The sequence below is a fragment of the Acidaminococcus sp. HCP3S3_H5 genome (assembly GCF_052122235.1).
Taxonomy (GTDB): domain Bacteria; phylum Bacillota; class Negativicutes; order Acidaminococcales; family Acidaminococcaceae; genus Acidaminococcus.
The window spans coordinates 208,601-234,721 of the sequence record NZ_JBQKCS010000001.1 but is presented as its reverse complement, the minus strand read 5'-3'; the positions used below and the strand labels follow the sequence as shown (position 1 = coordinate 234,721).

General features: G+C 56.0%; 27 protein-coding genes and 1 other annotated feature. Of the genes, 7 read left to right on the top strand and 20 right to left on the bottom strand.

What is annotated here, in order from left to right:
• Window positions 1-23: 23 nt before the first annotated feature.
• From ACTQY5_RS01210 to larE, 5 genes are read right to left on the bottom strand one after another with little or no spacing between them, the layout of a single operon-like run.
• Entirely contained in the window at window positions 24-794 is a 771-nt protein-coding gene (locus ACTQY5_RS01210; RefSeq protein WP_022486973.1) for an energy-coupling factor transporter transmembrane component T family protein, read from the bottom strand.
• A complete protein-coding gene (locus tag ACTQY5_RS01205; RefSeq protein ID WP_288310675.1) occupies window positions 791-1,783 on the bottom strand; it encodes an energy-coupling factor ABC transporter permease in 993 nt (330 codons plus the stop codon). Before ACTQY5_RS01205 ends, ACTQY5_RS01210 begins: the two co-directional genes overlap by 4 nt.
• 3 nt (window positions 1,784-1,786) lie before the next feature.
• Window positions 1,787-3,190 (bottom strand): nickel pincer cofactor biosynthesis protein LarC, encoded by a 1,404-nt coding sequence (larC, locus tag ACTQY5_RS01200; RefSeq protein WP_441368677.1) that lies wholly within the window; start codon window positions 3,188-3,190, stop codon window positions 1,787-1,789.
• 4 nt (window positions 3,191-3,194) lie between these two features.
• Window positions 3,195-3,947, bottom strand: a complete 753-nt coding sequence (gene larB, locus ACTQY5_RS01195; RefSeq protein WP_074704312.1) for a nickel pincer cofactor biosynthesis protein LarB — start codon at window positions 3,945-3,947, stop codon at window positions 3,195-3,197.
• Between the two features lie 2 nt (window positions 3,948-3,949).
• Window positions 3,950-4,777, bottom strand: coding sequence for an ATP-dependent sacrificial sulfur transferase LarE (gene larE / locus ACTQY5_RS01190; protein WP_441368676.1), 828 nt, complete (start codon window positions 4,775-4,777; stop codon window positions 3,950-3,952).
• Window positions 4,778-5,182: 405 nt separating this feature from the next.
• On the opposite strand from larE, the gene crcB reads away from it, so the two are divergent.
• The 3 genes from crcB to fba are packed head-to-tail and all read left to right on the top strand — an operon-like array spanning window position 5,183 to window position 7,352.
• Window positions 5,183-5,542, top strand: coding sequence for a fluoride efflux transporter CrcB (gene crcB / locus ACTQY5_RS01185; RefSeq protein ID WP_012938360.1), 360 nt, complete (start codon window positions 5,183-5,185; stop codon window positions 5,540-5,542).
• Complete coding sequence (locus ACTQY5_RS01180; RefSeq protein ID WP_281739027.1) at window positions 5,542-6,399, top strand: RluA family pseudouridine synthase; 858 nt, start codon at window positions 5,542-5,544, stop codon at window positions 6,397-6,399. The genes crcB and ACTQY5_RS01180 overlap by 1 nt, the downstream gene beginning before the upstream one ends.
• Before the next feature lie 23 nt (window positions 6,400-6,422).
• Window positions 6,423-7,352, top strand: a complete 930-nt coding sequence (gene fba / locus ACTQY5_RS01175) for a class II fructose-1,6-bisphosphate aldolase (RefSeq protein ID WP_022488060.1) — start codon at window positions 6,423-6,425, stop codon at window positions 7,350-7,352.
• 124 nt (window positions 7,353-7,476) lie between these two features.
• Here the strand turns inward: fba and ACTQY5_RS01170 are convergent, their stop codons facing one another.
• The 4 genes from ACTQY5_RS01170 to ACTQY5_RS01155 form a co-directional block, all read right to left on the bottom strand.
• Complete coding sequence (locus ACTQY5_RS01170; RefSeq protein ID WP_278341961.1) at window positions 7,477-8,160, bottom strand: TetR/AcrR family transcriptional regulator; 684 nt, start codon at window positions 8,158-8,160, stop codon at window positions 7,477-7,479.
• Window positions 8,161-8,234: 74 nt separating this feature from the next.
• A complete protein-coding gene (locus tag ACTQY5_RS01165; protein ID WP_441368675.1) occupies window positions 8,235-9,173 on the bottom strand; it encodes an AEC family transporter in 939 nt (312 codons plus the stop codon).
• A 74-nt stretch (window positions 9,174-9,247) separates the two neighbouring features.
• The gene (locus ACTQY5_RS01160; protein ID WP_074704318.1) at window positions 9,248-10,906 is read right to left on the bottom strand and encodes an ATP-dependent nuclease; all 1,659 of its coding nucleotides are present in this window, start codon (window positions 10,904-10,906) and stop codon (window positions 9,248-9,250) included.
• Window positions 10,907-11,027: 121 nt separating this feature from the next.
• Window positions 11,028-11,576 carry a ferritin family protein gene (locus ACTQY5_RS01155; protein ID WP_012938354.1) on the bottom strand — a complete coding sequence of 183 codons (549 nt, stop codon included), beginning with the start codon at window positions 11,574-11,576 and terminating at the stop codon, window positions 11,028-11,030.
• Window positions 11,577-11,848: 272 nt separating this feature from the next.
• On the opposite strand from ACTQY5_RS01155, the gene ACTQY5_RS01150 reads away from it, so the two are divergent.
• Window positions 11,849-12,343 carry a transposase gene (locus ACTQY5_RS01150; protein WP_022488063.1) on the top strand — a complete coding sequence of 165 codons (495 nt, stop codon included), beginning with the start codon at window positions 11,849-11,851 and terminating at the stop codon, window positions 12,341-12,343.
• A 124-nt stretch (window positions 12,344-12,467) separates the two neighbouring features.
• On the opposite strand, the gene ACTQY5_RS01145 is transcribed toward ACTQY5_RS01150, so the two are convergent.
• From ACTQY5_RS01145 to ACTQY5_RS01130, 4 genes are all read right to left on the bottom strand, one after another.
• Window positions 12,468-13,838, bottom strand: coding sequence for a phosphoethanolamine transferase (locus ACTQY5_RS01145; RefSeq protein ID WP_441368674.1), 1,371 nt, complete (start codon window positions 13,836-13,838; stop codon window positions 12,468-12,470).
• Window positions 13,835-14,377, bottom strand: coding sequence for a hypothetical protein (locus tag ACTQY5_RS01140; protein WP_441368673.1), 543 nt, complete (start codon window positions 14,375-14,377; stop codon window positions 13,835-13,837). The genes ACTQY5_RS01145 and ACTQY5_RS01140 overlap by 4 nt, the downstream gene beginning before the upstream one ends.
• 30 nt (window positions 14,378-14,407) lie before the next feature.
• The gene (locus tag ACTQY5_RS01135; protein ID WP_441368672.1) at window positions 14,408-14,548 is read right to left on the bottom strand and encodes a hypothetical protein; all 141 of its coding nucleotides are present in this window, start codon (window positions 14,546-14,548) and stop codon (window positions 14,408-14,410) included.
• 108 nt (window positions 14,549-14,656) lie between these two features.
• Window positions 14,657-14,902 (bottom strand): AAA family ATPase, encoded by a 246-nt coding sequence (locus tag ACTQY5_RS01130; RefSeq protein WP_441368671.1) that lies wholly within the window; start codon window positions 14,900-14,902, stop codon window positions 14,657-14,659.
• Between the two features lie 241 nt (window positions 14,903-15,143).
• On the opposite strand from ACTQY5_RS01130, the gene ACTQY5_RS01125 reads away from it, so the two are divergent.
• Window positions 15,144-16,529 (top strand): SGNH/GDSL hydrolase family protein, encoded by a 1,386-nt coding sequence (locus tag ACTQY5_RS01125; RefSeq protein WP_441368670.1) that lies wholly within the window; start codon window positions 15,144-15,146, stop codon window positions 16,527-16,529.
• A gap of 159 nt (window positions 16,530-16,688) precedes the next feature.
• Window positions 16,689-17,675 (top strand): diaminopimelate dehydrogenase, encoded by a 987-nt coding sequence (locus tag ACTQY5_RS01120; RefSeq protein ID WP_441368669.1) that lies wholly within the window; start codon window positions 16,689-16,691, stop codon window positions 17,673-17,675.
• A 159-nt stretch (window positions 17,676-17,834) separates the two neighbouring features.
• On the opposite strand, the gene thrS is transcribed toward ACTQY5_RS01120, so the two are convergent.
• The 7 genes from thrS to ACTQY5_RS01085 form a co-directional block, all read right to left on the bottom strand.
• A complete protein-coding gene (gene thrS, locus ACTQY5_RS01115) occupies window positions 17,835-19,745 on the bottom strand; it encodes a threonine--tRNA ligase (protein WP_308664289.1) in 1,911 nt (636 codons plus the stop codon).
• A gap of 330 nt (window positions 19,746-20,075) precedes the next feature.
• Window positions 20,076-20,231 carry a hypothetical protein gene (locus ACTQY5_RS01110; protein WP_022488071.1) on the bottom strand — a complete coding sequence of 52 codons (156 nt, stop codon included), beginning with the start codon at window positions 20,229-20,231 and terminating at the stop codon, window positions 20,076-20,078.
• A gap of 23 nt (window positions 20,232-20,254) precedes the next feature.
• Entirely contained in the window at window positions 20,255-20,926 is a 672-nt protein-coding gene (locus ACTQY5_RS01105; protein WP_441368668.1) for a 3'-5' exonuclease, read from the bottom strand.
• 12 nt (window positions 20,927-20,938) lie between these two features.
• Complete coding sequence (locus ACTQY5_RS01100) at window positions 20,939-21,199, bottom strand: heavy-metal-associated domain-containing protein (protein ID WP_441368667.1); 261 nt, start codon at window positions 21,197-21,199, stop codon at window positions 20,939-20,941.
• An 84-nt stretch (window positions 21,200-21,283) separates the two neighbouring features.
• Entirely contained in the window at window positions 21,284-22,279 is a 996-nt protein-coding gene (locus ACTQY5_RS01095; RefSeq protein WP_288310683.1) for an electron transfer flavoprotein subunit alpha/FixB family protein, read from the bottom strand.
• Window positions 22,280-22,291: 12 nt separating this feature from the next.
• Window positions 22,292-23,074, bottom strand: coding sequence for an electron transfer flavoprotein subunit beta/FixA family protein (locus tag ACTQY5_RS01090; protein ID WP_441368666.1), 783 nt, complete (start codon window positions 23,072-23,074; stop codon window positions 22,292-22,294).
• Window positions 23,075-23,169: 95 nt separating this feature from the next.
• The gene (locus ACTQY5_RS01085) at window positions 23,170-24,342 is read right to left on the bottom strand and encodes a class I SAM-dependent methyltransferase (RefSeq protein ID WP_368509223.1); all 1,173 of its coding nucleotides are present in this window, start codon (window positions 24,340-24,342) and stop codon (window positions 23,170-23,172) included.
• Window positions 24,343-24,561: 219 nt separating this feature from the next.
• Window positions 24,562-24,803, top strand: a binding site (T-box leader).
• A gap of 69 nt (window positions 24,804-24,872) precedes the next feature.
• Here ACTQY5_RS01085 and ACTQY5_RS01080 point away from each other — a divergent pair.
• Window positions 24,873-26,096 carry a YkvI family membrane protein gene (locus ACTQY5_RS01080; RefSeq protein WP_441368665.1) on the top strand — a complete coding sequence of 408 codons (1,224 nt, stop codon included), beginning with the start codon at window positions 24,873-24,875 and terminating at the stop codon, window positions 26,094-26,096.
• The last annotated feature ends 25 nt before the right edge of the window (window positions 26,097-26,121 follow it).

The following is a 26,121-nucleotide window of genomic DNA, read 5'->3' as shown; positions in this document are numbered from 1 at the left end:
AATGGATGAAATGGCAAGACAAGTTATCCCAGGTTCCGGCACACCAGGCACCAGACCAGGGTCAGGATCACCAGCAGCAGGCTGGCGCAAACAGAACTTTCGGCTCCGGTTTCCGGAAAGCGGCCCTGGAATCCCCGGAGTTCCATACTTTCGTAGACAGTCCGGGCCCGGTCCAGGCTCCGGAGAAACAGCAGTCCCAGTAAACTGCCGCTGATCTTCCAGGGGATCCCTCTGGTCCGGGGTGCCCGGAGAGCATAGGCCTGCTGCATCCGGCGGCCTTCCTGGAGCAGCAGCACCAGGTACCGCCAGGTAAGCAGGGTGGAAATGATCAGTACCTGGGGCAGGGGCAGTTTCTGGAGGGCGCAGGCCAGCCGTTCCAGACTGGTGGTAGCCAGCAGCAGCCAGCCGGACAGCACACAGCCCAGGCCCTTGAGCAAAAGCAGCAGAAAGGCTGCAGCCCCTGCAGAAAGACGGAAAGTCCCCAAGGTAACAGCAGTACCCTGGGCAAAAAACAGGTTCACCGCCCCCACTCCGGCCAAAAGGAGCAGGACCGGCAGACACTGGCGGAGAGCCGGCTTCCAGGGAATCTTCCCCACCTGGTACAGCACCGGCAAAGGCAGGAGCAGCAGACAGGCCCCGGCCAGGTGGTTTGGGCCCAGGCTGGCAAAAGCGGCCAGGTACAGGAACAGGGACCCTATTTTGGCCAGAGGAGCCAGCCGGGTGAGCGGCGTATCCTCTGCCGCCAGGTCATCCAGCAGATGGAGGGTCCCGATGGCCCCGTCCAGGGACTTCATGACTGCCGTCCGGTCAGTTTCCGGCCGGCCAGATGGATCAGCCCCAGCACCAGGACCGTCCCGATGATCCCGGAAAAAGCTGTCCCCCAACCGGCCTCCAGTCCGGGAATCTGGTAATCCGGGAAGAGCGCTGTGACTTCCTGGATCCTGGCCGCCAGTCCGTAGATTCCCCCTGCCGGTCCATCCAGTTCAGGGGAACCGGTGAGCCGGGCCAGGGACCATTCCAGTCCGTCAGGATCTTCCGACGCAAAATGAGAGACGGCACCCCCCAGCACCAGGGCCAGGCCGGTAAGTACCCCCAGGGTCTTCTTCCGGCTCCAGGCACTCTTCCCTGCCCTCCCTTCTCCAAAAGGCTGCCGGAGCAGCTCCGGACGGTTTTCATAGAGGAATACCAGCACCGCTGTGGTGATCAGCCCTTCCACCAAGCCGATGGCCAGATGGATGGGCTGCATCAGCAGGAGAAAGGCGGCAAAAGGCAGCTGGGTGATCCCGGACAGGGTGGTTTCTGCCGCCACGGAGAAGGCACCCAGCTGGAGGGTCAGTACGCTGCCCAGGATGCTGGAGGCAGCAATCCGCCCTTTTGTCAGCCCTTTGCGGGTCAAAAGGGGCCACAGGATGCCGCCCCCCACAAAACAACCGTAAAAAGCCATGTTCCACACATTGGCTCCCAAAGCCAGCAGGCCCCCATCCCCAAAAGCCAGGCACTGGAGGGCCAGCACTCCGATCAGGGTCAGGAAGCCGGCACTGGGTCCCAGCACTGCCGATAAAAGCATCCCCCCGCACAGATGGCCGGAAGAACCGGTGCCGGGGATGGCAAAATTCAGCATCTGGGCAGCAAACACAAAGGCCCCCAGTACCCCCATTTCCGGCACCAGTCCCGGATCATGGGATTTTTTTACTTTCCGGGCCCCGTACCAGGCCGCCGCTCCCGAAAGGGCGTACATGGCCCCGGCTACACCGGGAGACAGCAGAGCGTCCGCCATATGCATGGGTCATTCCTCCTTTTTCGGGGCAGGAGCCAGTTCTCCCAGCACCTGCTGCCATACTGCCTGATAGCTGCGGCCAGTACTGCGGCACAGGCCGGCAATGGCGTCATATTCCGGATAAAGCCGGGTTTCCGTTTCTCCTGTCACGCTGCCTTCAATATCCACAACCGGTACCTGGACAGCTTTCACCGCTACCGGCCCCAGGGAGGTTTCCGCCATTTGGCTCTGCCGTTCCAGGATGCTCCGTTCCATCCGGCTCCGGCGGATGCCGATGGTGGTGGTTTCTGCAAACAGCAGGGCTTCCAGGCCGGTCCGTTCCGCTTCTTTGCAAAGTACGGTGACCAGCCAACCTGGCCGGTTTTTCTTCATGTAAACCGGGGCATACTGCACGTCCCGGGCGCCGGCTGAAAGCAGCTGGTCCATCACGTGGCCCAGGGCTTCCCCGGTGCAGTCGTCCAGGTTGGTTTCCAGTTTCCAGATGGTGTCTTCTTCCCAGGGAGCCGGAACCGGTTCTTCCGGTACTTCCAGGATCATGGCCCGGAGCAGGCTGGGCATGGCCTGTTCCCGTTTCCCTGCTCCCAGCCCCACTCTGGCTACCGTGAAGGTTTCCGGCAGCTGGCTCCGGGTCCGGATGGCAGCGGCAATGGCAGCCCCGGTGGGAGTCACATATTCCCCGGCAAAGGGCATGATGTGGAGGGGCAGATGGTGGGCGGCTGCGATATTGGCCACCGCCGGCACTGGAATGGGCAGGATGCCATGGGCACAGCGGACACTTCCGGTCCCTTCATGGAGTACCGGGATCACCACGTCCCGGATCCCCAGGTTGTCCAGGCACACGGCTGCCGCCGCAATGTCCACAATGGAATCCACCGCTCCCACTTCGTGGAAATGGACTTCTTCCAGGGTAGTACCATGGGCTTTGGCTTCCGCTTCTCCCAGGATGGTAAAGATCTTCACCGCCAGGGCATGGGCCCCTTCCGTCAGTTCTCCCTGGGCCAGGATGTCCAGCACTTCCCTGAGCCCCCGGTGGGCATGATGGTGATGATGGGCATGGGTTTCGGCGCCACCCTCCTGGTGCTCATGGTCATGTCCATGATGATGTCCATGGTTCCCGTACTGGTGGCCTTCTCCTTCCGGGGCTTCCGGTGCTGCCTGGTTTTTGGCAAAGCCGTAGAGATAGTCCATATCGTGGTCGTGGTTTTCGTGCTCTGCATCCAGCCGCACCAGGAAGTCACAGCAGTCCAGGCCGGCCTTCTTTACCCGGCTGATTTCCACCGTATATCCGGTCAGGGGCAGGGAGGCCAGGGCCTTCCGGAGCACCTGTTCATCCGCACCCAGATCCAGCAGGGCCCCTACGGTCATATCCCCGCTGATGCCGCTTTTGCATTCCAGATAGAGCATTTTTTCCATACCGTCACCGTTCCTTTCCGCAGGCCAGCCGGTTGATCTGGGTGGCCATGTATCCGGCTCCGTAGCCGTTGTCGATGTTCACCACCGCAATGCCGTTGGCACAGCTGTTGAGCATGGTGAGAAGAGCCGAAATCCCCTGGAGGCTGGCCCCGTAGCCGATGGAGGTGGGGACGGCGATCACCGGATTGCTCACCAGGCCTCCCAGCACACTGGGCAGGGCCCCTTCCATGCCCGCCACCGCAATGACGCAGTTGGCTTCCTGAATGGGGTCCAGGCTGGCCAGGAGCCGGTGGAGTCCGCTGACTCCCACATCATAGACCCGGTTCACTTTACTACCGAAGAATTCCGCCGTCTGGGCCGCCTCTTCCGCCACCGGGATATCCGCCGTACCGGCCGTGCACACTGCTACGGAGCCCCGGAGTTCCACCGGTTTCCGGATGATTTTCACCAGGCGGGACAGGGAGTCATATACCGCATCCGGACACAGGGCGCGGATCAGTTCATATTGTTCCCGGCTGGCCCGGGTCCCCAGCACATTGCCTTCCTCTTCCGCCAGTTTCCGGAAAATCTGCTGCAGGTGCTCATCCTTTTTTCCGCTGCAGAACACCACTTCCCCGAAGCCCGTACGGATCTTCCGGTGGGTATCCAGTTTGGCAAAGCCCAGGTCGTCAAAAGGCTTCTGCCGGAAGAATTTTTCCGCGGCTTCCACGGAAATCTCTCCGTTCCGGACTTTTTCCAGGATCTCTTTCGCTTCCATGGTCAGGCCTTCTTTTCCGGGGACAGGGTTTCATTCATGCTGCCGGTCCGGTAGCCCAGAAGGTCCAGTGTCACATAGGCAAAACCGTATCCCTTCAGTTTTTCCGTGATCTCCAGCCGGTGATCCAGCACTTTCCAGAGTTCTTCCGGCATCACTTCGATCCGGGCCAGGTTCCCCCCGTGGATCCGCACCCGCAGCTGATGGAAGCCCATATCCAGCAGCAGCTGTTCTGCCTTGTCCACCATACCCAGCCGCCGGGGCGTGATTTCTTCCCCATAGACGAACCGGGAGGACAGGCAGGCAAAGGACTGCTTGTTCCAGGTGGGGAGCCCCAGCTCTTTGGAAAGCGCCCGGATTTCCTTTTTGTACAGGCCCGCCCGGCGCAGGGGGCTGGCGATCTTCAGTTCCGCAATGGCCTGGAGCCCGGGACGGTAATCGCCCTCGTCATCCAGGTTGGAACCTTCCACCACAGCCGCCAGGTGGTTCTCTTTGGCCACTTCCAGGATCTTTTCGAACAGTTCATGTTTGCACAGATAGCACCGGTTGGTGGGATTGTGGGAAAAGCCCGGAATGAACAGTTCTTCCGAATCCACTACCAGATGGCGGATCCCTTCTTTCTCACAAAAAGCTTTGGCTTCCTTCAGTTCCCGTTCCGGGAAAGAACAGGAACGGGCCGTTACGGCCAGTACCTTGTCTCCCAGTGTATCATGCGCCACCTTCAGGAGAAAGGTGGAATCCACCCCTCCGGAAAAAGCCACCGCCACACTGCCCAGGTCCCGGAGGATGGCCTGGAGCTGTTTCAGTTTCGCTGTATCTTCAGAATTCTGCATGTGAAAATCCTTTCTGGTTCTGTTTCTTCCATCTTACAGAAATAGAGTCTTGAAAGGAAGACTCTATTTCTAAGACAGCCTATTCAATTTATTAAGAGGTATCCCCTCATTCCATCCTGTTTATTATACCATGAGCGCCTCCAAAAGGACAGGTTCCTCAGCATTTCAGCAGCACCCGGATCAGCCCCAGGCTGATTTCATACAACAGCATCAGGGGCAGGTTGAAGAAAATCCACACCGGCAGCACCATCAGCACCACGAAATCCAGATCTGGCGGGCAACCGGCGTGCGGCCCCTACGGCATCGCAATGGGTCATTGGATTTTCAGCGTCCGTGCTCTTCACTCTGCACTCTGCACTGAGTATGGTATAATATGCCGTATGACTATGCAAAGGAGACTTTTCCATGACTGAATGTGTGATCGTTGGTCTGGGGGGCTGTATCGGCGCCATCTGCCGGTATCTCATCGGGCTGCTGCCCCTGAGCCACAGCAGCGGCTTTCCCCTGAAGACCTTTTTCATCAATATTGCCGGTGCCTTTCTCATCGGCCTGGTAACGGCCCTGGCCGCCCGGAACTCCCTCCATCCCCGGCTGGCCCTGTTCCTCAAAGTGGGCATCTGCGGCGGGTTCACCACGTTTTCCTCTTTTGCCCTGGAAAGCCAGCAGCTGGTGGATAAGGGAGCCGGAATCACCGCAGCTCTCTACATGGGGCTCAGCCTGTTTTTCGGGATCCTGGCCTGCATCCTGGGCCAGAAGGTGCTGTAATGGAACTTTGTCTCGCCCCGTCCGCCCTGCCCCAGCGACTGAAATCCTTTCTCCGGGACCAGGGCCTTTCCGGCACCTACTGGAAGAAGCTGAAGGCCGCCGGTGCCCTCCAGGTGAACGAGGAAATCATCCAGCGGGATCTGCTGCTCCAGCCGGGAGACCGGGTTTCCTGGACCTTTCTGCCGGAACCCTGCACCCTGGAACCGGAAGAAGCACCCCTGTCCATCCTGGAGGAAACGGAGCTGTATCTGGCTGTGGACAAACCGGCCGGCCTGGTGACCCACAATGCAGGAAAGGAACGGACTCCCGCTCTCAGCCGCCGGGTGGCCTGGTATTTCCAGACCCATCACATTTCCAGCGCCGTCCATCCGGTATCCCGGCTGGACCGGGAAACATCCGGAGTGGTGCTTTTTGCCAAAAACGCCTGTCTCCACCATATGCTGTCCCGGAACCGGCTGGAAAAGACCTATCTGGCTCTGACCCTGGGCCATTGGGAACAGCCGGCAGGGATCCTGGACTGGCCCATCGGCCGCCGGCCCGGTTCCATTGTGGAACGGCAGGTGGACCCGGATGGACAGCCTGCCCGTACCCGGTACCAGGTACTGGGCGAAAAGGAGGGCCTGTCCCTGGTCCGGTTCCAGCTGGAAACCGGCCGCACCCACCAGATCCGGGTCCATGCGGCAGCCGCCGGCCACCCCCTTCTGGGGGATACCCTCTACGGCACCCCCGGGGCTCCCGGCCGCCATTATCTCCATGCCTGGAAGGTGGCCTTCCGGGAACCCTTTACGGGCAGACCGGTGGAAATCACCGCTCCCCTGCCGCCCGATTTCCGGAAAGTATGGTATAATAAAAAATAACTGATACTCAAGGAGGTTTCACCATGCCATTTGTAACCACGAAAGAAATGTTCAAGAAAGCCTACGAAGGCCATTATGCCGTTGGCGCCTTTAACGTCAACAATATGGAAATCGTCCAGGGCATTGTGGATGCTGCCAAAGAAGAAGAATCTCCCCTGATCCTGCAGGTATCCGCCGGGGCCCGGAAATATGCCAAGCACAGCTACCTGCTGCACCTGGTGGAAGCCGCCATGGAAGACACCGGTCTGCCCATTGCCCTGCACCTGGATCACGGCGCTGATTTCGATATCTGCAAGGCCTGCGTGGACGGCGGTTTTACCTCTGTCATGATCGACGGCTCCAAATATCCTTTTGAAGAAAACATCGAACTGACCAAACGGGTGGTGGACTATGCCCACAACAAAGGGGTCGTGGTGGAAGCCGAACTGGGCAAACTGGCCGGCGTAGAAGATGCCGTAAAGGTCAACACCAAAGACGCCACCTATACGGATCCGGACCAGGCTGTGGAATTTGTGGAACGGACCGGTGTGGACTCCCTGGCCATCGCCATCGGCACCAGCCACGGGGCTTACAAGTTCAAAGGCAAACCGGAACTGGATTTTGCCCGTCTGGAAAAGATCACCAACATGCTTCCCGGGTTCCCGCTGGTGCTCCATGGAGCTTCCACCGTTATCCCGGAATTCGTGGCAGAATGCAACAAATACGGCGGCAAACTGGCCGGTGCCCAGGGCTGTCCGGAAGACATGCTGAAAAAGGCCGGAACCTACGGGGTCTGCAAGATCAACATCGATACCGACCTGCGTCTGGCCATGACCGCCTCCATCCGGAAGTACCTGTATGAACATCCGGAAGATTTTGATCCCCGCTCCTATCTGGGCAAGGGCCGGGAAGCCATCAAGATGATGGTGGCCCACAAGATGCGGGATGTGCTGAATTCCTCCCACCGTCTGTAAGAAAGTGCGGGATTCCGGGCCGCCCGGCGTGCGGCCCCTACGGGACCGTGGATATGATATTCATCGGGTCCGCAGGGCGACACACCCGGCCGCCCGCCATTCTGCCACAAAAAAACTGCCTCCCTTACCGGGCGGCAGTTTTTTCTTTGTGTCCGTACAGGAACCGGTCGATCATGCCATCCACGACCCTTTCCCGGTTTTCTTTGGTAAAGGCTCCCTGGTTGCTGAGCATGAAAATACTGAAATAGAAATTCTGGCTCATCAGCTGCAAATCGGTAAGAGGCTTCAGATACTGCCTGTCGATGGCTTTCTGGAAAATGCCCTGGAGCAGCTGGATTTCCCCATAAATCAGCTCCGCATACCGCCGTTTCATGGCCACATCCTTTTCTTCCGGCTTTTTGCCCCACCGGACATCCAGCCGCCAGTCCTGTTTCTTTTCATCCCAGAGAAGCCGCCAGCCGGCCTGCTGGTTCAGCAGTTCGAACAGGATCACCGACCACAGGGTCTCATTCTTCTCCAAAAAATGCAGGAACGCTTCCACATAGCCCCGGAACTGATCGGAAAAAGTTTCCCCTTCCTCCACGGCCGTTTCCATGGCCTTCATCAGCTTCCGGTTTTTGGCCTCCACCAGGGTATAGAACAGATTTTCCTTGTTCTTGTAATATTTGTAGACAGTCCCCTTTCCGGTATCCGCGATCTGGATGATCTCATCCAGGGTTGCCTGGGTGTATCCCTTGTGGGAAAACACCTGTTCCGCAGCTTTCAGGATCCGTTTTTCTTTGGATAAAGATGCATTGATTTTTACCATATCTTTGGGGACCTCCCTGTTTAGACTGTCTTTACAGATAGTATATCATTTTTGGAGTGTATTTTTCAATTTGATCATAACAGTCCCAGATTTTTCGTAATGAACACCCAGAGGAACATGGTGATGCAGGAAAGAGCCGAGCTGAAAATTACGCAGTTTCCGGCCAGTTCTCCGTCACTGTCCATCTGCTGAGCCATGGCAAAAGACGCCACCGCACAGGGAGTGGCGGACATAGCCATGAGCGCCGCCAGGTCCACCTGCCGGTATCCCAGCGCCACCGCACCCCCGATTACAATAAGAGGCGCAATCACCAGACGGCCGGCCACGGTAAAGGCCAGTTCCCGGATTTCACTGATGGCCCCCTGGAGGGTAAAGGAAGCACCCAGAACGATCAGGGCAAAGGGAGTGGTGCTGCCGGCAATGGCCTTGATGCATTTCAGCAGGGCCACGGGCAGCGGAAAGGGAAGCAGCTTGCACAGAAGCCCGGCCACCGCTCCCATGATCATGGGATTCCGGGCTACCCCGGCCAGGATATGGAGCGGATTGAAGGTGCCGCCCCGGAAAGTTTCCAGGGTGAACACCGCCAGTACATTGTAGATGGGGATGATGATGGCGCAGAGCATCAGAGGCACAGCCGCCGCTTCCGTTCCGTAGAGATTTTCCACCAGGGGCACCCCCAGCAGGATGAAATTGCTCCGGTAAAAGGCCTGGATCATGGCCCCCCGCTTTTTGTTGTCCTTCACCAGGGCGGTCACCAGCACCCAGCCCGTTACAAACACCGTCAGCAGGGCTCCCACCGCAAACAGCACGAACCCGGGCCGCATCACCTTGCCAATGTCGGTGAAATACACCGAATAGAACATGTTGGTGGGCAGGAACACACCAAAGACGATTTTGTTGAAGTTGGAAATATGACTTTCATTGAAGTGATACTTCCGCCGGGCCAGAAGACCGATGGCCATGTAGATCATCAGAGGCAGCACCGCCCCTGCCGCAATCCAGAAATTTTCCATAAGGCTCCCCCTCAGTGCAAAGATATACAACATTCCTTTCTAAGGGTACCATATTTTTCAAAATTCATCAATAATTATGCCCTTTCCGGCACCGTAGCCAGACGCCCGGCGGCCTGGATCACCCGTACGAAAGCCGGAGGCACTTCTTCCTTCTGGAGGGACTGGCCGATGAGCCGTCCCAGGATGACCCCCTTGTTGCTGTAGAGCCAGGCAAAATAATACACCCATACCGGTCCCTGATGGGGTTTGGCCTTGTACAGGGGACCGGGCGGAAAGTCCCGGGGATCCAGCTGGAGCTTGTGACAGGCCTTTTTCACCATGTCGTAGCTGGTCCGGCCCGTGCCGCCGCATGCCACGTCGATGATCCGGTCCAGAGCCTGGCGCTTTCCACGCTGGAGCATGGTCTGGGACAGGTCCATTTCAAAACAGACTCCGTCGGTGAAGTACACCCCTTTTTCCCGCTTGTGGGCCTCCTTCACGTCCGCATCGTACAAAGCCACCACCGGCAGCCGGAAATATTCCAGCAGCTTCTTGATCTTGGCAATGGAACTTTCGCCCCGGGCGTTGATGAGACAAATGCCGTAATAATCGAAAGGAACCCCCACCGTCCGTCCGAACAGCTGGAAGCAGCCGTACTCCGTCTCCCCTTCCACCAGGATCACACTCCGGGCGTAAAGTGCCTCCTTCACTTCCGGAAAATGCATAATCAGATGCTTCTCGATTTCCCGGTTGACATGGAAACTGGCCCCGCAGGCCGCTTTGACCAGACCCCTGCGGTCATGGTACAGCCGGAGGATGTTCCGGTAGTCGTCGATCAGGGAATCCGTGGAATGGGTCACCACAAACAATTGGCCACGGAGCCCGTCCAGCCCGAACAGGTCCTTCAGCAGGGCGCAGAACTGGGGATCCTCGTTGTTCAGCAGTTGCTGGTAATACTGGAGAATGGACCGCTGCATATAGGGGTGCAGGTGGATCTCCGGCTCATCGATGGAAATGATCAGGGGCAGATACCGTTTGCCCTTGCCATCCACAATGATGGTATGCTCCAGGGGCACCGCCCGGCTGTGGGCCATCTGGTACACCTGGGTAATGATCCGGAGAGCCGCCAGGGAAATGAACTTCAGATTGTCCGCCCGATGCCGGTTGCTCCGGCAGAGAATCCGGGACAGGTAGAAAATGCATTCATAATAGGAAGAATCGAAATACCCCACATTCACTTCGTGCTGGATAAACTGCCGTTCCTCCTCCGGCAGGGGACCGCAGTGGCTGGCTTCCCACTGGGCCAGACACTTTTCCAGAGCCCGGTACACCTGGGGCCGCACCGCCTGGTCCTCCTGGCTGATGGCGGAATAGCTGATGTAGCGGAGCCGGCGGATGGTTTCCAGGGGCATTTCCTGTCCGGTCTCCCCATCATAGAGATGGGGACAGATATCCGTCACCTTCATTTCCAGCCGTACCCGGATTTTTTCCGGATGGTCCTGGGGGGTGTCGGCAAAGTATTCATTCGGGCTCTGGAGCAGATGGAGATCCAGGGTGATCCGGATGGGCTGTTTGGGATCGTCATAGTCGTTTTCCGGCAGGGTCCAGGCGTTGGCCATATAGGACAGGAGCCGGAGGAACCCGCTTTTGCCGATGTCGTTCTCCCCCACCAGATAATTGGCCAGGGGATGGAAGGTCATGGTGATGTCTTTGAAATTTCGGTAATTCTGGATACGCATACTGGATAAATACATGGGTGCACCTCCAGGAGCCACAGACAGCAGAAAAAATCCCGCCGGGAAGGCAGGGCGCCAACAGGCCCCGGTCCCTCCCCAGCGGGACTTCAGGATGCAGCCTTACCGGCTGCAAACCGGATTATTTTGCGAAGTAACGGGCCAGCAGACCATCGAATACACGGCCGTGACGGGCTTCGTCCTTGGCCATTTCATGGACGGTGTCATGGATGGCATCGTAGCCCAGCTGTTTGGCCAGGGTGGCGATTTCCTTCTTGCCGGCGCAGGCACCCTGTTCAGCGGCAGCCCGCATTTCCAGGTTCTTCTTGGTGCTGTCGGTGACCACTTCACCCAGCAGTTCAGCGAATTTGGCAGCGTGTTCCGCTTCTTCGAAAGCGATCCGTTTGTAGGCTTCCGCCACTTCCGGATACCCTTCCCGGTCTGCCACACGGCTCATGGCCAGATACATGCCCACTTCGGAGCATTCACCGGTGAAGTGCTGACGCAGCCCTTCCAGAACCCGTTCATCCACGCCCTTGGCAACGCCGACCACGTGTTCGTCAGCGTATTCCTTGACGCCTTCCTTCAGTTCATCGAATTTATCTTTCGGAGCGCCGCACTGCGGGCATTTTTCCGGAGCTTCTTCGCCTTCATACACATAACCGCACACTCTGCAAATGAATTTTTTCATAAGAAAAGCCTCCCCTTGAAACTGTGTCCATCGGACTGTTAATCCGATAAGTCTACTTTTTAATAATTTTTATTAAAAACTTCTTACAGCCTTAATTATAGCAGGTTTTTGAGGAAAAGCAAGGGGGAAAATAAAAGAAGGCAGATCCAAACCATCATGGGTCCACCGGCCCCTGCGGATTGTTTATGGATACCTGTTATACTGAATTTGCTTTTTATTCTAAATATTGTTACAATATCCAGAACATATTATAGGAAAGGACGGTCCACCCCATGCTCCCCACCCGTAAAAATCCCCATTTGTCCCACTATGATTATTCCCAAAATGGTTGCTATTTCATTACCCTGTGTACAGAGAAACGAAAAATGCTGCTGGGCAGTATTTCAGCAGGACAGCTGGAATTGTCCTTTCTTGGCGGGACGGCAGACAACGAACTTTCCGTGCTGGGCCGTTTTTTCGAAGATATTGCCATTCCCGAAAAGATCATCATGCCCAACCACATCCATTTTATCGTTCAGATCCAGCAGACAGGCAATCATTGCCCCTTGTCTGTTGGACGGTTTGTGAATCTGTATAAAGGACGTGTTTCCAGGAAAGCCGGATACCCCGTTTGGCAGAGGGGATATTACGAACATATAATCCGCACCCGGGAAGAGTATATCCGGATGTCTCAATATATCCGCAACAACCCGGCCCAGTGGGCATTGGACCAGTACAATCGGCAGGAGGAAATCATCGCCCAGCGAAACCAGGGGCGGATCCGGTAAGAAATCCAATACCACCATGCGTCCACCGAAATCGTAGGGGCTGCACGCAGGGCAGCCCGCAAAACATCGTACACCCGTGCAGAAACGGGCCAACCGGCCTGCGGCTCCTGCATCTGGTGCGCAATCAGTCTTCCTCTCCTGTTTTCTTTTCCCAAATCGGATCTTCCTGTATGCTGTATTCCCCTCTCATGGTTTTTGCGGTGTCTTTGGTAATGGCATAGGCAGGATGGGAAAGGTCATACTGAGGATTGTAATGGTTGGACGGAGCCTGGATCAGCCCGCATACGGTTTCAAAAATCAGGTCGTTGGTGAACACGGTGTTTTCATGGGCTTGAAGAGCCTTTCCTGTGGCAGGATAGGCTCTCCGGTACGCCGGGGAAAGATAAATCCACATAGGGATCCGCACCATATCGAAGGTAAACGGATGGGAAACATGCTTGTATTTCATGTTTTCTCCATGATCGGAAAAATACACCATCACCTGAAGGTTCAGATGTTTCTGGCTGTACTGATACACCTGCTGAAGCACTTCATCCGTATAGGCCAGAGAGGTGTCGAACTCTCCCTCTTCCTTCGGGACTTGAGAGAAGGTGTGGTCCTGGGCAAACTTTTTGGGCACCCGGTCCCGATACCGATAGTGACTTCCATTCAAATGGAGGACGATGAAATTGTTCTGATCGGCCGGTACCATTTTCAACAGTTCCAACAGCTGGCCATCATGCTTCCAGGGCATCCATTTCCGGGTATCCGCCTGATTGGCCAGTGTGGTAATGGCCGCATCCCACACTTCGCCCTTTCCTTGAGTGGAAAACCAGTAGGTATGGTAACCGGCTTTTCTGGCCAAACTGACCAGATCCACGGATTCTCCCAAAGGCATGTTGTTGTACTGATTGGAGCTGGTAAGGGACTGACTGAGGGCCATCACCGTATTGGAAAAGTTGGAATAGGCCTGGGGGAAGAAGAAAAAACCATCGGTTCGCCGTATGCTGGATTCCCAAGGGGTGGTTTCCAAGGGGTATTCTGGGTTGAAGGCAGCCATATAATCCCGACAGGCAGTTTCTCCCACCACCAGGATCACTGTTCCCTGCAACTTCATGGGCAGGGCTTTCTCTTTGTCTAAAGAAATCTGTTGTTGATTCTTCCGGATGTTTTTCTTCAGAGCATCGAATGCGTGCATGGGGCCCCCCTCCAGTTTATGCAGCCCCACATACACATCCAGAGGGAAATAGGCACTGCCTTTATGGGCAACGGTGAAAAACATGACAAAGACAAAAAACACAAGGACGGCCTGCTGGAGTTTGGTGTAGAGGATTTTCCTCCGAGGTTCCCGTATGCTGAATTTCCAGCTGATTGCTAGAAGAAGCAACAGCCCACAGGCGAAAATGGCCAGCTGGCCTCCGGAAAACATGGAACGCAGGTATTCTCCGGCTTCCTTAACATTGGTGGCCAGAATGGAAAGAAGCGAGATATCGTCAAAAAGGCTGCGGTATTTCATAAAATATCCAACATAAACCAAAGGACAGAGCTGTAGGAAGAATGTGAGAAAAAAGCGGCCCCCTGCTGGATCCACAGCAGCAACCTGTTTTTCTTCTGATTGGCCAGCAGAAGTTCCACCATCAGCAGAAACAGGAAGAACATGATGCCGCTGCGGTAATACCGGACATACAGTCTGGTATACATGGTGATGTTGTACGGATTGTGGACCAGATGGAAAAAAATCCAGCTGTATCCAGCCAGCCAGCTGAGTATGGCCAACAAGGCCGCCCTTGCTTTGGAACGGAATTCTTTCAAAGGGAAAATGCCGGTAAGGAAATAAACCAGGCCAAAAACCACGGCCAGGGATTTACCAAGGGGCAAATAATCCTGGAAAGCAACAGGAATTTGTCTGGATACACCGAATATCGACAAAAAAGCAAAACTGTAAAGTACCAGGAGCAAAAAAAGAGTAGAACCCAAACGATCTTTTCCCCGGTTTTTCATGAAAGCTGAAAAATGGACACATTTCTTTTTGAAAACAAGCTGCAGCTGCTGCAAAAGACTTCCCCCCTGATTGCATGTATTTGTCTACTCGAGGTATTTTTCCATTCCGTCGGCAAACGCCTTTGCATTTCCCTGCAGGAGATGGTCCAGCAGGGATTCCAGACGGGATACGGAAAATCCCGCCCGCATTTGATCCAGGATCTCGAACCGGTAGATGTCCTCCACTTCCCTGTTTGGAACGGCCAGAAGGAAATGCATTCCCGGTAAAAGCCGTTTTCCCAAGCCTGCTGGATGGGAGCATCGTATTCGTCCAGGAGAAGGATAACCTGTCTTCTATAATGCCGGTACAACAACTGGAGAAGAAGAGATAAAGAACCGGATGGAAAAGAACCAGTCCAACATGCTCAAAGTGAGCGTTTTGCCAAACCGTCTGGGGCGGGTCAGCAGGGTTACTGCGCTGTGTCCATCGATCAACTGCCGGATAAAATCTGTCTTATCCACAAAATAGTACTGTTCTTTTCGAAGTTTACCAAAATAATCGATTCCAATGGGCATTGTCCACTGCATTGTCCACTGCATCTCCCATACCCTCTCTTTCTATAAAATCACCTGGAACAGGTCTACGGTCTGAAACAAGCAGTTCTGTGTCCATTATACCAAAGAAACAGCTTTCAGGCGAATCGGGAAAAGTGACCCTGCAGGCTGTGCACCCAATCCCCGACCACTTAACCACTCAACCACTCGTTCACCTCCCCCTCACCCCTCCAAATATGCTACAATATTCCCTGTAACTACAATATGAAATGAGGTCTTGTTTCCTATGCATACGTTTTCCCATACTCTTTGCCGTGCGGTGCTCCTTGGATGCCTGGGGGCCGGATTTTTGACACTTCCGGCCCGGGCGGCTGCCTTGCCTCCCGTCCGGAAACCGGTGGCTGCAGCCAAAACGGCGGTTCCCGTTCTGCGCCGGCAGCCGGTGCCCCAGTTCACCACCCACTATACGGCGGCCCATCCCGCTTCTCTCCACCCCACCCTCCGCTGGAAACCCATTCTGGGGACGGTGTACTACAATGTATCGGTAACCCTGCCCAACGGCACAGCCCTGCCCGATGACCGGACCTATGTGGCCGGATACAACCTGTCCCTGCCGGCGGGCACCCGGGGGGATGTTTCCGTGAAGATCCAGTCCTTCAACCTGGACGAAAAGCCGGTTTCCACCCTGTCGCCTGTGGAAAAGGTCCATGTGGATCCGGAGAAGAAAACCGCCCTGTATCCGGAACCCATCAGCCGGTTCAACAGCGGCAACGGCACCACCCTGCTGTACCCGGTGTACAACTGGGTGCCCCTCCACGGGGTGCGGAACTATCAGGTGGAAGTGCTGAACACCAGCTCCGTTTCCCCCACCCGGGAAGCCGCACCGGAGCAGCTGCTGGAACGGGGCAGATCCACCGGTTTCGACTGGTACGATGACGAATCCCACTATGCGCCCTACACCATGTACTGGCGGGTACGGGGTGTGGACGAAGCCGGGAACCCGGTGGGCCAGTTCTGCCCGCCCCAGCCCATGACCGTGAATCCGGAGGACAGCTGGCAGGTGGGGACCCTGGGGGACAGCATATCCCACGGGGGAGGCGATCTGTCCTATTCTCCCAGTGATTTCACCTACAGCTATCAGTATTATCTGCCCTTTGACACCATCAACCTGGCGGAAAGCGGGGACACCAGCGAAGCCACCCTGGCCCGGTTCGACAAGGACGTGGTCCCCTTCCATCCCAGATACCTGATTATCATGACCGGCAGCAACAGCCTCCGGGGCTGGGTCAGCGGAGAAAGCGTGATCAGCGATCTGAAGGGCATCCGGGAAAAATGCGAGGACAACGGGATCACCCCCATTTTCATGACCCTGCCTCCGGTGAACCCGGCCAACATCAAACGGGCCTTCGATGAACCCACGGCGGAAGGCTGGAGGGCGGAAATGGCCAAGGTGAACCAGTGGATCCGGAGCCTGCCCTGGTTCATCGACCTGGGAACCCAGTTCGACGAAAACCAGGACCTGCCCACCCGATACGCCCTGGACGGCCTGCACCTGAATTTTCGGGGCAAGCGGCTTATGGCCAGAGCCATAACGGAACAGTGGGACGGAATCATGGCCAAAATCAAGATGGCCCGGGAACAGGAGCAGAAAGCGGATCAGGAAGAAGAATAACTGCCGCTATCTGCGGCCATAGGTCTTTTCGGTTCTTTTGTATTTACAACTGCCCTCCTTTTATGATAGAATATGAAACATATTACAGCTGAATATCAGCAATTTTATCAAATACTGTATACATTTATTTTGTGTATACCATGAGGGGAGAAATTGGTTATGACCATTCGCATTGGGATTTTAGGCTACGGAAACCTTGGACGAGGGGTGGAATGTGCCCTGGAAAAAGCGACGGATATGGAACTGGCAGCGGTATTCACCCGCCGGAATCCTGCCCAGGTGAAGATTGCCTCGGCCCATGTGCCTGTAGTGAATGTGAAAGACATGGCAGACTGGAAGAACAGCATCGATGTGCTGATCCTCTGCGGCGGCAGCGCTACGGATCTGCCGGTGCAGACTCCGGAAATGGCCGGAATGTTCAACGTGATCGACAGCTTCGACACCCATGCCCGGATTCCGGAACATTTTGCGGCGGTGGACAAGGCGGCCAAAGCTTCCGGACACCTGGGAATTATTTCCGTAGGCTGGGATCCCGGCCTGTTTTCCCTGGCCCGGCTGTACAGCAACGCCATCCTGCCTGAAGGAAAGGATTATACCTTCTGGGGCAAAGGGGTCAGCCAGGGCCACAGTGACGCCATCCGCCGGATTCCCGGTGTCAAAGACGCCAAGCAGTATACGGTGCCGGTGGAAGCAGCCCTGGAAGCGGTGCGCAGCGGCAGCCAGCCGGAACTGACCACCCGGCAGAAGCACACCCGGGAATGTTATGTGGTGCTGGAAGAAGGGGCCGACCCCAAGGCGGTGGAACAGGCCATTGTGACCATGCCCAACTATTTCTCTGATTATGACACCACCGTCCACTTCATCAGTGAGGAAGAACTGAAGAAGAACCACAGCGGTCTGGCACACGGGGGCTTTGTGATCCGCAGCGGGGTCACCGGGCACCAGGATGAACACAAGCATGTAATCGAATTCAGCCTGAAACTGGATTCCAATCCGGAATTCACCACCAGCGTACTGGTAGCCTACGCCCGGGCCGCCCACCGGCTCCACCAGGAAGGCCGTACCGGCTGCCTTACGGTATTCGACGTGGCTCCGGCCTATCTGATGCCGGAAGACGGCGGGTACCTGCGGGCCCATATGCTGTAAAAAATTGCTCGCCTCCTTAAACTAAAAAAGAACTTCCATCCCCACTGGGACGGAAGTTCCGTGATACCACCCATTTTCATCCGGATGATGACCGTTGACCACTGACAAAAAAAGAAGGCTGCTGCTTGTTTTTTTTGCAGCAACCCTCTTTTTTTATGCTTACTTCCTGTTCTTGATTTCGTCCTGGAGCTTGGCGATGAATTCGTCCACGGCCATGGCTCCCTGTTCGCCGTTGTCCCGGCTGCGGACGGAAACAGTACCGCTTTCCAGTTCCTTTTCGCCCACAATCAGCATATACGGCACTTTCTTGACCTGGGCTTCCCGGATCTTGTAGCCGACTTTTTCGTTCCGGTCGTCCAGATGGGCCCGGATCTTCTGGCTTTCCAGTTTGTCCACGATCTGTTTGGCGTATTCGTTGAACTTGTCGGTAATGGGCATTACCCGTACCTGTTCCGGAGCCAGCCAGGCCGGGAAGGCACCAGCGTAGTTTTCGATCAGGATACCGATGAACCGTTCAATGGATCCGTACACCACCCGGTGGATCATAACAGGACGGTGTTTCTGGCCGTCTTCCCCGGTGTAGGTCAGGTTGAATTTTTCCGGCAGCAGCATATCCAGCTGGATGGTGCCGCACTGCCAGGTACGGCCGATGGAATCCTTCAGATGGAAGTCGATCTTCGGGCCGTAGAAGGCGCCGTCCCCTTCGTTGATGGAATACTTCAGGCCGAAGTCATCCATGGCTTTCCGCAGGGCATTGGTGGTCATTTCCCAGGTGGCGTCGTCACCCATGGAGTTGTCCGGACGGGTGGACAGTTCGGCGTGGTAGGTCAGGCCGAAGGTGGCGTACACTTCGTCGAACAGACGGATGGTTTCCTGGATCACGTCTTCGATCTGGTTGGGCATCATGAAGATGTGGGCATCGTCCTGAGTGAAGCAGCGTACACGGAACAGACCGTGGAGAGCGCCGGACAGTTCATGCCGGTGCACCAGGCCCAGTTCGCCTACCCGCAGAGGCAGTTCCTTGTAGGAATGAGGTTCGTTGGCATAGACCAGCATGCCGCCCGGGCAGTTCATGGGTTTAATGGCGTAGTCTTCCCCATCGATCTTGGTGAAGTACATGTTTTCCTTGTAATGATCCCAGTGGCCGGAGGTTTCCCACAGCTGCCGGTTCATGATCATGGGGGTCATGACTTCCTGATAGCCGTATTTGCGGTGCACTTCTCTCCAGTAGTCGATCAGGGTGTTCCGGATGATCATGCCGTTGGGCAGGAAGAAGGGGAACCCAGGGCCGTACTCGCTGAGCATGAACAGACCCAGTTGTTTGCCCAGTTTCCGGTGGTCACGCTTTTCAGCTTCTTCCATCATGTGCAGGTAGGCTTCCAGATCTTCCTTGCTGGCAAAAGCCGTGCCGTAGATCCGCTGGAGCATCTTGTTGTGTTCATCCCCACGCCAGTAGGCACCGGCAATGCTCATGAGCTTGAAGGCTTTTACCCGGCCGGTGGAAGGGCAGTGAGGGCCGGCACACAGGTCGGTGAAATCACCCTGGGTATAGGTGCTGATCACGGCATCTTCCGGCAGGTCTTCGATCAGTTCCACTTTGTAGGGTTCATCTTCGGCCTTGAATTTGGCCAGGGCTTCCGCTCTGGGCAGTTCGTTCCGGACCAGAGGATAGTTGGCTTTGATGATCTTGCTCATTTCCTTTTCAATGGCACGCAGGTCATCGGGAGTGAATACATGCTCACTGTCCAAGTCGTAATAGAAACCTTTTTCAATGGCAGGACCGATGGCGAACTTGGTGCCCGGGAACAGGTGCTGGATGGCCTGGGCCATTACATGGGAAGCGGTGTGACGGATGGCATGGAGCCCTTCTTCACTGTCCGGGGTAATGAATTCCACCTTGGCATCATGATCCAGGGTATCGCTCAGGTCCTTGTTTTCCCCATCCACCTTGGCCAGGAGAGCGGTCTTCCCCAGTTTCTGGTTCAGGCTCTTGGCGATGGACAGCAGGGAACTGCCGGCTTCGAATTCTTTAACGCTGCCATCCGGCAGGCTTACTTTAATGTTTGACATATTAATTTCCTCCTTGATATTACCAGCAAGATCAGGACGGACATACAAAAAGACCCGTCCCTCACAGGGACGGGCCATAAGCTCGCGGTTCCACCCTTATTGAACTGACCGTGGCCAGTTCCACTCGGCATCCTTTAACGCAGAATATACGATCTTGCCTACTTTGTTCAGCAGATGGCTCCCAGGTGGTTGACTGTCATTTGTTTCCGCGCCCTTCTCAGCTTCCGGGCTTCTCTGTACTGTTGCCCTGACAGGTTGTCCTCGTCATTGCCATTGGCTTTTTGAAATTGTTTACATTATACCACCGGGGAAAAGTTTGTCAAGGAAATTTTAATATTCTTCCTGGGCTTCCCGATGGTTGAACCGGTCCTGTTCCTCTTCGATGATCTGCACCATGTCGGCGGCGCAGGTTTCCCGGTCTTTGTAGCCTTTTTCCTTCCAGTCCTTGGACATTTCCCAAGCCAGTTCTTCGATTCCCTGATCCATGGTTTCCTCCTTGTACTGCAGCTTTACCACAGGCTCAGCTGCTGGCCTTCGTTCTTTCCTTCCATTTTCTGCCGCACCTTTTCCAGGAACGCCTCCAGGGAGGGATACTGGCGGGCAGCGTCTTCTTTCAGTTTCCGGAAACAGGTTTCCGTGGTCTCCACGTCGCTGAGAGCCCGGTGGGCTTCCTTGTTCTCCACCTTGTACCAGGCGGCCAGATTGTTCAGCCGGTGATGGTCCCACAGGGGGAACAGGGTCTGGGCCATGGGCAGCACATCCACCCAGTCATTGGCCAGAGGCCGGTACAGTTGGGTCTGGAACTGCTGCTGGAGAAACCCCATGTCAAAGCCCACATTGTAGCCCACCGTCACCCGGCTGCCCAGGAATTTTCCAAAGGCTTCCAGGGCCTGCCGGGGCTGGGGCGCAGCTGCCAGCATATCGTCAGTAATGCCGGTAAGCTGGGTGATGAAGGGAGAAACGTAATGGCCGGACAAAGGAGTCCGGGGCTGGATCAGGGTGGAAAAAGTCCTCCCCCGCTTCCCCCGGACCACTTCCAGGGCACCGATTTCAATAATCTGGTCCCGTTCCGGATCCAGGCCGGTGGTCTCCAGATCCAATACCACATAGGTTTCGGGAAAAGCCACCAGACTCTTCCCGGTGCCGGGCAGCGTGCCGGCAAAATTTTCCTTTTTTCTCATAGGTCTCCTGCATCAGCCGAAGAGCCGGGCCAGGAATCCCTTTTTCTTTTCGTACGGTTCCACCCGGTAGCTGGTGACCTGATAGCCGGTCTGGTCGATGACCTTCCGGATCTTTTCTTCCGGAATAAGGTCTTTGGCCACAATATCCGTTTCCTTTTTGGAACGGGAGGAAGAGACGGAATCCACCGGGAACGCATTCCGGATGGCTTCGTTGATATGGGATTCACACATGCCGCAGGCCATGCCTTCGACACCAACAATCATTTTTACCATAATAGACCTCCTGCGGAATACCCTATACCTCGTATGGGTATTCCGCAGGGTTAATTATAGAAGTTTTGTAGGATTTGTCAAGGGTCAGTCCTTTTTCAGCAGTTTTTCCAGTTCCGGCATCACGTCGAACAGATCCCCCACAATGCCATAATGGGCAAACTGGAAAATAGGGGCATCAGGACTCTTGTTTACGGCAATGATCAGCCCGGCGTCCTGGATCCCCAGTTTGTGCTGGATGGCCCCGGAAATCCCCAGGGCGATGTAGATCTTGGGGGCGATTTTCTTGCCAGTGACCCCCACCTGCCATTCATAGGGTGCCCAGCCTGCGTCCACCAGCGGTTTGGAAACCCCGAAAGCGGCGCCGATCCGTTTGGCAAAGGCCTGGACTTCCCGCATCCCTTCTTCGTTCTGGACGCCCCGGCCAGCCCCTACCACCATATCCGCCGTATCCAGGTCCAGCACTTCCTTCAGCTGTTCCAGAGACGTGAAATCCAGCACCTTCACAGCGGGACTGGCTTCAGCATTGTCCAGGGGAACCGGGAAGATTTCCCCTTTCCGGGTTTCATCCTTGGGGTTGCCGTGGAAGATCTTGTCGCTGACCGTACCCAGCTGGGGCCGGGTGGTGGTCTGGATCTTCACGAACAGTTTGCCGGTGTAGGCGGGACGGATCCAGGTGAGGGTATCATCCTCCCCTTCGTACCGCACATCGATGCAGTCCGCCACCAGCCCTGCCTCCAGCCGGGCAGACAGCCGGCCACCCAAGTCACGGCCATTGGGGGATGCACCGATGAACAGCACACTGGGAGTATACAGGCTCAGGGCTTTGGCCACCGCTTCCGTATAAAGGGCTCCATCAAAGGCGGCCAGACTGGGGGCCTGGAGCAGGGCCACCCCATCGGCTCCGTAGGCAATGGCTTCCCGGGCCGCTTCTTCCAGATTGTCCCCGGCCAGGATGCCCAGCACCTGATTGGGACGGGCGGCCGCCAGCTGGCGGGCTTTCCCCAAAAGTTCCACACTGAGGGAGGTGAGCCTGCCGTCAGAGGTTTCCAGATAGACTCCGATATTGTTTTTCCATTCCATGATAACGCCTCCTTACAGCAGGTTCTTCTTCCGCAGTTCGTCCACCAGATTGGCGGTAGCTTCCACCGGGGTGGCTCCCTGGATCATGGTGCCCACCGGCTGAGGTTCCGGAGCGAACAGTTCCGTAACCTTGGTGGCGGAGCCGGCCTTCCCGGCTTTTTCCGGAGCCAGGTCGATGTCTTCCAGACGCCATACCGGGAACACGGCCTTTTTCGCGGCCATTTTGCCCCGGATGCCGGGAGTCCGGGGATTCCCGCATTTTTCCGTTACGGAGATCACTGCCGGCAGAGCCGCCTGGAGGGTTTCCACCCCGCCCCGGTTCAGCCGGCGGATGGTGGCCTGGCCGTCCTTTACTTCCAGTTCATCTGCATAAGAAAGCAGGGTCATGCCAAGCCGCTGGGCCAGGGCCGGAGGGATTTGCCCGGTGTCCCCGTCCGTGGAACGCTTCCCGGCCAGCACCAGGTCCAACGGTCCCAGTTTGGCCAGGGCCGCTGCCAGGATCTGGCCGGTAGCCAAGGTATCGGACCCGGCCATCCGTTCATCGGACAGCAGGATCCCCTTGTCCGCCCCCAGAGCGATCCCTTCCCGGAGGATGTCACTGGCCAGGGCAGTGCCCATGGTCACAAGGGTTACCGTGCCCCCTTCCTGGTCCTTCAGGGCCAGGGCCGCCTCGATGGCGTGGAGGTCAACAGGGTTCAGCATGGAAGGTGCCCCCACACGGACCAGGTTGTTGTCCCCGGACAGCTGGATATCCGAAACGGCAGGTACCTGTTTCACCAATACAGCGATATTCATAATGCAGCCTCCTTTATGAAAAAAATATTGTTTTATCAGTCTATAGTGATTATACTATGAATTCGAAGTTATCGCAACTGATAATTATTATTGATTCAGTACCACCGGGTCATGGGCAGGCTGTTGTTGTTCCCTTTGGTCATGAGCACCTGGTGGATGTCGATGTAGCCAATCTGAAAGGCCGCTGCACAGCCGCACAGGTACAGATCCCACATCCGTACAAAGGAAGGATCCTTCCACCGGGCCACCTGTTCGTGGACCTTGCAGAAGTTCTTGTACCAGCACAGAAGGGTCCTGCAGTAATGGCGGCGGAGACTTTCCACATCCAGCACCCGGAAATCCGCATCATAGGCATGGTGGATCAGTTCCCGGAGGGAAGGCAGGGTGCCCCCCGGGAAGATGTATTTCCGGATCCAGGGATCGGACACCACTTCATCGTGGCCGGTAATGGTATGGAGCAGGAAGATTCCTCCCTGTTTCAGCAGATGGTTCACTGTTTCCATATAGGTGGAATAGTTGGAACGGCCCACATGTTCCATCATCCCCACGCTGACCACCCGGTCGAACTGGAGATCCTTGGCTTCCAGGTCCCGGTAGTCCGTCAGTTCGATGGTCACCTGGCCTTCCAGGCCCAGGGCCTTGATCCGTTCCTGGCTCTTTTTCCACTGTTCTTTGCTGAGGGTGCAGCCATAGCCCTTCACTCCGTACTTTTTGGCCGCCTCCAGCAGCAGGAAGCCCCAGCCGCAGCCAATGTCCAGCAGGGTCATCCCCGGCTTCAGGTACAGCTTCTGGAGGATGTAGTCCACCTTGTTCCGCTGGGCCTGTTCCAGGGTGTCTTTGTCGGACTTGAAATAGGCGCAGGAATAGCTCATGGTGGGATCCAGCCACAGTTTGTAGAAGTCATTCCCCAGATCGTAGTGGGAGGACACTTCTTTGGCCTGGTCCTGTTTCTTTTCCGACATGTACAGGATGTTCCGGAGACTGTTCCGGTCCAGGGAGAAACGGTCCGCCTGTTCCAGCAGGGTACAGAGCATGTGGAACAGGTCCCCCTTCACTTCGATGTCTCCCCGCATGTAGGCCTCCCCCAGAGCCAGTTCCGTGGACTCCAGCAGGGCCTTTTTGGGAATGTCTTTGTGGATGATCAGGGTGAATTCCGGCTTCCCCTCACCAATGGTATACTCCTCCCCATGGATTTGGACATTGAAACAGTGCTTGTCAAAATGCCCCAGATAATAAAGGAGAAAATGATCCATCATTTTATGAAGCAGCATGACAACAGGACTCCCTTCTGCAATATGGAAATATTCATTGTTTACCATATATTATAACACTTTTAAGGGGGCAAGAGACTAAGTGGCTAAGTGATTATGTGAAAAGGAACGCTGATAACAATAATATGCGAAAAGGATTGATATAAATTTTCTTTCGTAACCCCATTGACAGTATACTGTATCCGTGGTATCATTTCATCCATAGTCAACAAACGCCGAAACGTGATGACGCAGACTAGTACGCCTGAATCCCTGCTCCAGAGAGCTGCCGGTTGCTGCGAGGCAGTGGATGGGACGGGCCGAACTGCCTGCTGAGCGGCTGGACCGAACCTGCAGTAGGTCCCTCCGGGAACTCCCGTTACAGAGCATGGATATCGCCACCGGCCGTATCCGAGAGCGCGTCCCCAGGACGAAACAGAGTGGTACCGCGGAAGGATCCAACGCCTTTCGTCTCTTTGCTGCCAATGCAGAGAGACGGAAGGCGTTTTCGTTTCTCTGGAAACTGTCATTCCAAGGAGGAAACAATCATGATCAACGGAACATCTGCCATCAAAGGGGCCTCCCTCTCCCTGTGCTTTTCGGTGGGAGCGGTGCTGTTCAGCTCTCACGCGGGAGGCGGGTTCGCCACCGGCAACCAGGAAAACGTCTACTTCATCAGCCTGGGCTGGCTGGGCCCCATTACCGCCATTGTAACCATGCTCCTGTTCACCCTCACCATCAAAGAGGCCATGAACATGTACAACAGCCGGCGCCTCACCAGCTACCGGCAGCTTTTCCAGAATCTGTACCGGCCGGTACCCGGCATTGAATTCCTTTTTGAAGGGTTCTTCTACATCATGGTGCTCATGGCCGTATCCGCCACCATTTCCGGGGCCGCCTCCGCCCTGGCCGCCCAGACGGGGCTCAACTACTATACCGGCATCGGTGTGGTGGGCGCCGTAATCTTTGTACTGACCATTTTCGGGGCTGACCTGGTCCGCCGGGCCACCACCTACATGGGCATTGCCATCCTGGCCATGGCCATTACCATTTTCTCCGTGGGCATCGCCATGGGCGGCCAGGTGGAAGGCACCCGGTTCTTCCTGGATGCCATGGCTCAGGATTTTGCCGTTAACGGCTTGGCCAAACTGCCCACCGCCATTCTCCACGCTTTCACCTATTCCGGTTTCCAGTGCGTGGTGATCCCCACCATGATCGTGGTGGGCACTCCCCTGGTGACCCGGAAGAACTGTGCAGATTCCATGTGGATGTCCTTTGCCATGAACGCCACCGCCCTCACCATGGCCGTGTGCATGCTCCTGGGCTGGACCGGGGTCTACGGCAGGACGCCCCTGCCCACTCTCATGAGCCTGAGAGCCATGGGCATGCCCTGGCTGACCCTTCTCTATTCCGTAACCCTCATGCTCTGCCTGATCTCCACCGGGGTGACCACGGTGTTCGGATTCACCGCCCGTTTCTCTGAAATGGACTGCCTGAAAAAGATCACCGGCAGCGCCGTAAAGCGGTCCGCTCTGGTGACCCTGTTCATTATCTGCCTGTCCATGACGGTTTCCATGGTGGGTCTGACCAACATCATCAAATACGGGTATGGCTACTGCGGCTACCTGGCCATTGCCATCATCATCGTCCCCTTCCTGACCATCGGCCGGGCCAAAAACAAGCGCTACGCCGCTGACCAGGAATACCGGGAACGGATCGACGCCATGAACCAGTATCCGGGAATGGAAGAAGCAGAAGTGGAGGAAGCATAAAAAAGGGGATGTTGCACGCATATTT

What these genes read in the sequence shown, in the direction of transcription:
- ACTQY5_RS01210 (WP_022486973.1), bottom strand. Translation starts at nt 794, where the DNA reads ATGAAGTCCCTGGACGGGGCCATCGGGACCCTCCATCTGCTGGATGAC.
- ACTQY5_RS01205 (WP_288310675.1), bottom strand. Translation starts at nt 1,783, where the DNA reads ATGCATATGGCGGACGCTCTGCTGTCTCCCGGTGTAGCCGGGGCCATG.
- larC (WP_441368677.1), bottom strand. Translation starts at nt 3,190, where the DNA reads ATGGAAAAAATGCTCTATCTGGAATGCAAAAGCGGCATCAGCGGGGAT.
- larB (WP_074704312.1), bottom strand. Translation starts at nt 3,947, where the DNA reads ATGGAAGCGAAAGAGATCCTGGAAAAAGTCCGGAACGGAGAGATTTCC.
- larE (WP_441368676.1), bottom strand. Translation starts at nt 4,777, where the DNA reads ATGCAGAATTCTGAAGATACAGCGAAACTGAAACAGCTCCAGGCCATC.
- crcB (WP_012938360.1), top strand. Translation starts at nt 5,183, where the DNA reads ATGACTGAATGTGTGATCGTTGGTCTGGGGGGCTGTATCGGCGCCATC.
- ACTQY5_RS01180 (WP_281739027.1), top strand. Translation starts at nt 5,542, where the DNA reads ATGGAACTTTGTCTCGCCCCGTCCGCCCTGCCCCAGCGACTGAAATCC.
- fba (WP_022488060.1), top strand. Translation starts at nt 6,423, where the DNA reads ATGCCATTTGTAACCACGAAAGAAATGTTCAAGAAAGCCTACGAAGGC.
- ACTQY5_RS01170 (WP_278341961.1), bottom strand. Translation starts at nt 8,160, where the DNA reads ATGGTAAAAATCAATGCATCTTTATCCAAAGAAAAACGGATCCTGAAA.
- ACTQY5_RS01165 (WP_441368675.1), bottom strand. Translation starts at nt 9,173, where the DNA reads ATGGAAAATTTCTGGATTGCGGCAGGGGCGGTGCTGCCTCTGATGATC.
- ACTQY5_RS01160 (WP_074704318.1), bottom strand. Translation starts at nt 10,906, where the DNA reads ATGTATTTATCCAGTATGCGTATCCAGAATTACCGAAATTTCAAAGAC.
- ACTQY5_RS01155 (WP_012938354.1), bottom strand. Translation starts at nt 11,576, where the DNA reads ATGAAAAAATTCATTTGCAGAGTGTGCGGTTATGTGTATGAAGGCGAA.
- ACTQY5_RS01150 (WP_022488063.1), top strand. Translation starts at nt 11,849, where the DNA reads ATGCTCCCCACCCGTAAAAATCCCCATTTGTCCCACTATGATTATTCC.
- ACTQY5_RS01145 (WP_441368674.1), bottom strand. Translation starts at nt 13,838, where the DNA reads ATGAAATACCGCAGCCTTTTTGACGATATCTCGCTTCTTTCCATTCTG.
- ACTQY5_RS01130 (WP_441368671.1), bottom strand. Translation starts at nt 14,902, where the DNA reads ATGCAGTGGACAATGCAGTGGACAATGCCCATTGGAATCGATTATTTT.
- ACTQY5_RS01125 (WP_441368670.1), top strand. Translation starts at nt 15,144, where the DNA reads ATGCATACGTTTTCCCATACTCTTTGCCGTGCGGTGCTCCTTGGATGC.
- ACTQY5_RS01120 (WP_441368669.1), top strand. Translation starts at nt 16,689, where the DNA reads ATGACCATTCGCATTGGGATTTTAGGCTACGGAAACCTTGGACGAGGG.
- thrS (WP_308664289.1), bottom strand. Translation starts at nt 19,745, where the DNA reads ATGTCAAACATTAAAGTAAGCCTGCCGGATGGCAGCGTTAAAGAATTC.
- ACTQY5_RS01110 (WP_022488071.1), bottom strand. Translation starts at nt 20,231, where the DNA reads ATGGATCAGGGAATCGAAGAACTGGCTTGGGAAATGTCCAAGGACTGG.
- ACTQY5_RS01105 (WP_441368668.1), bottom strand. Translation starts at nt 20,926, where the DNA reads ATGAGAAAAAAGGAAAATTTTGCCGGCACGCTGCCCGGCACCGGGAAG.
- ACTQY5_RS01100 (WP_441368667.1), bottom strand. Translation starts at nt 21,199, where the DNA reads ATGGTAAAAATGATTGTTGGTGTCGAAGGCATGGCCTGCGGCATGTGT.
- ACTQY5_RS01095 (WP_288310683.1), bottom strand. Translation starts at nt 22,279, where the DNA reads ATGGAATGGAAAAACAATATCGGAGTCTATCTGGAAACCTCTGACGGC.
- ACTQY5_RS01090 (WP_441368666.1), bottom strand. Translation starts at nt 23,074, where the DNA reads ATGAATATCGCTGTATTGGTGAAACAGGTACCTGCCGTTTCGGATATC.
- ACTQY5_RS01080 (WP_441368665.1), top strand. Translation starts at nt 24,873, where the DNA reads ATGATCAACGGAACATCTGCCATCAAAGGGGCCTCCCTCTCCCTGTGC.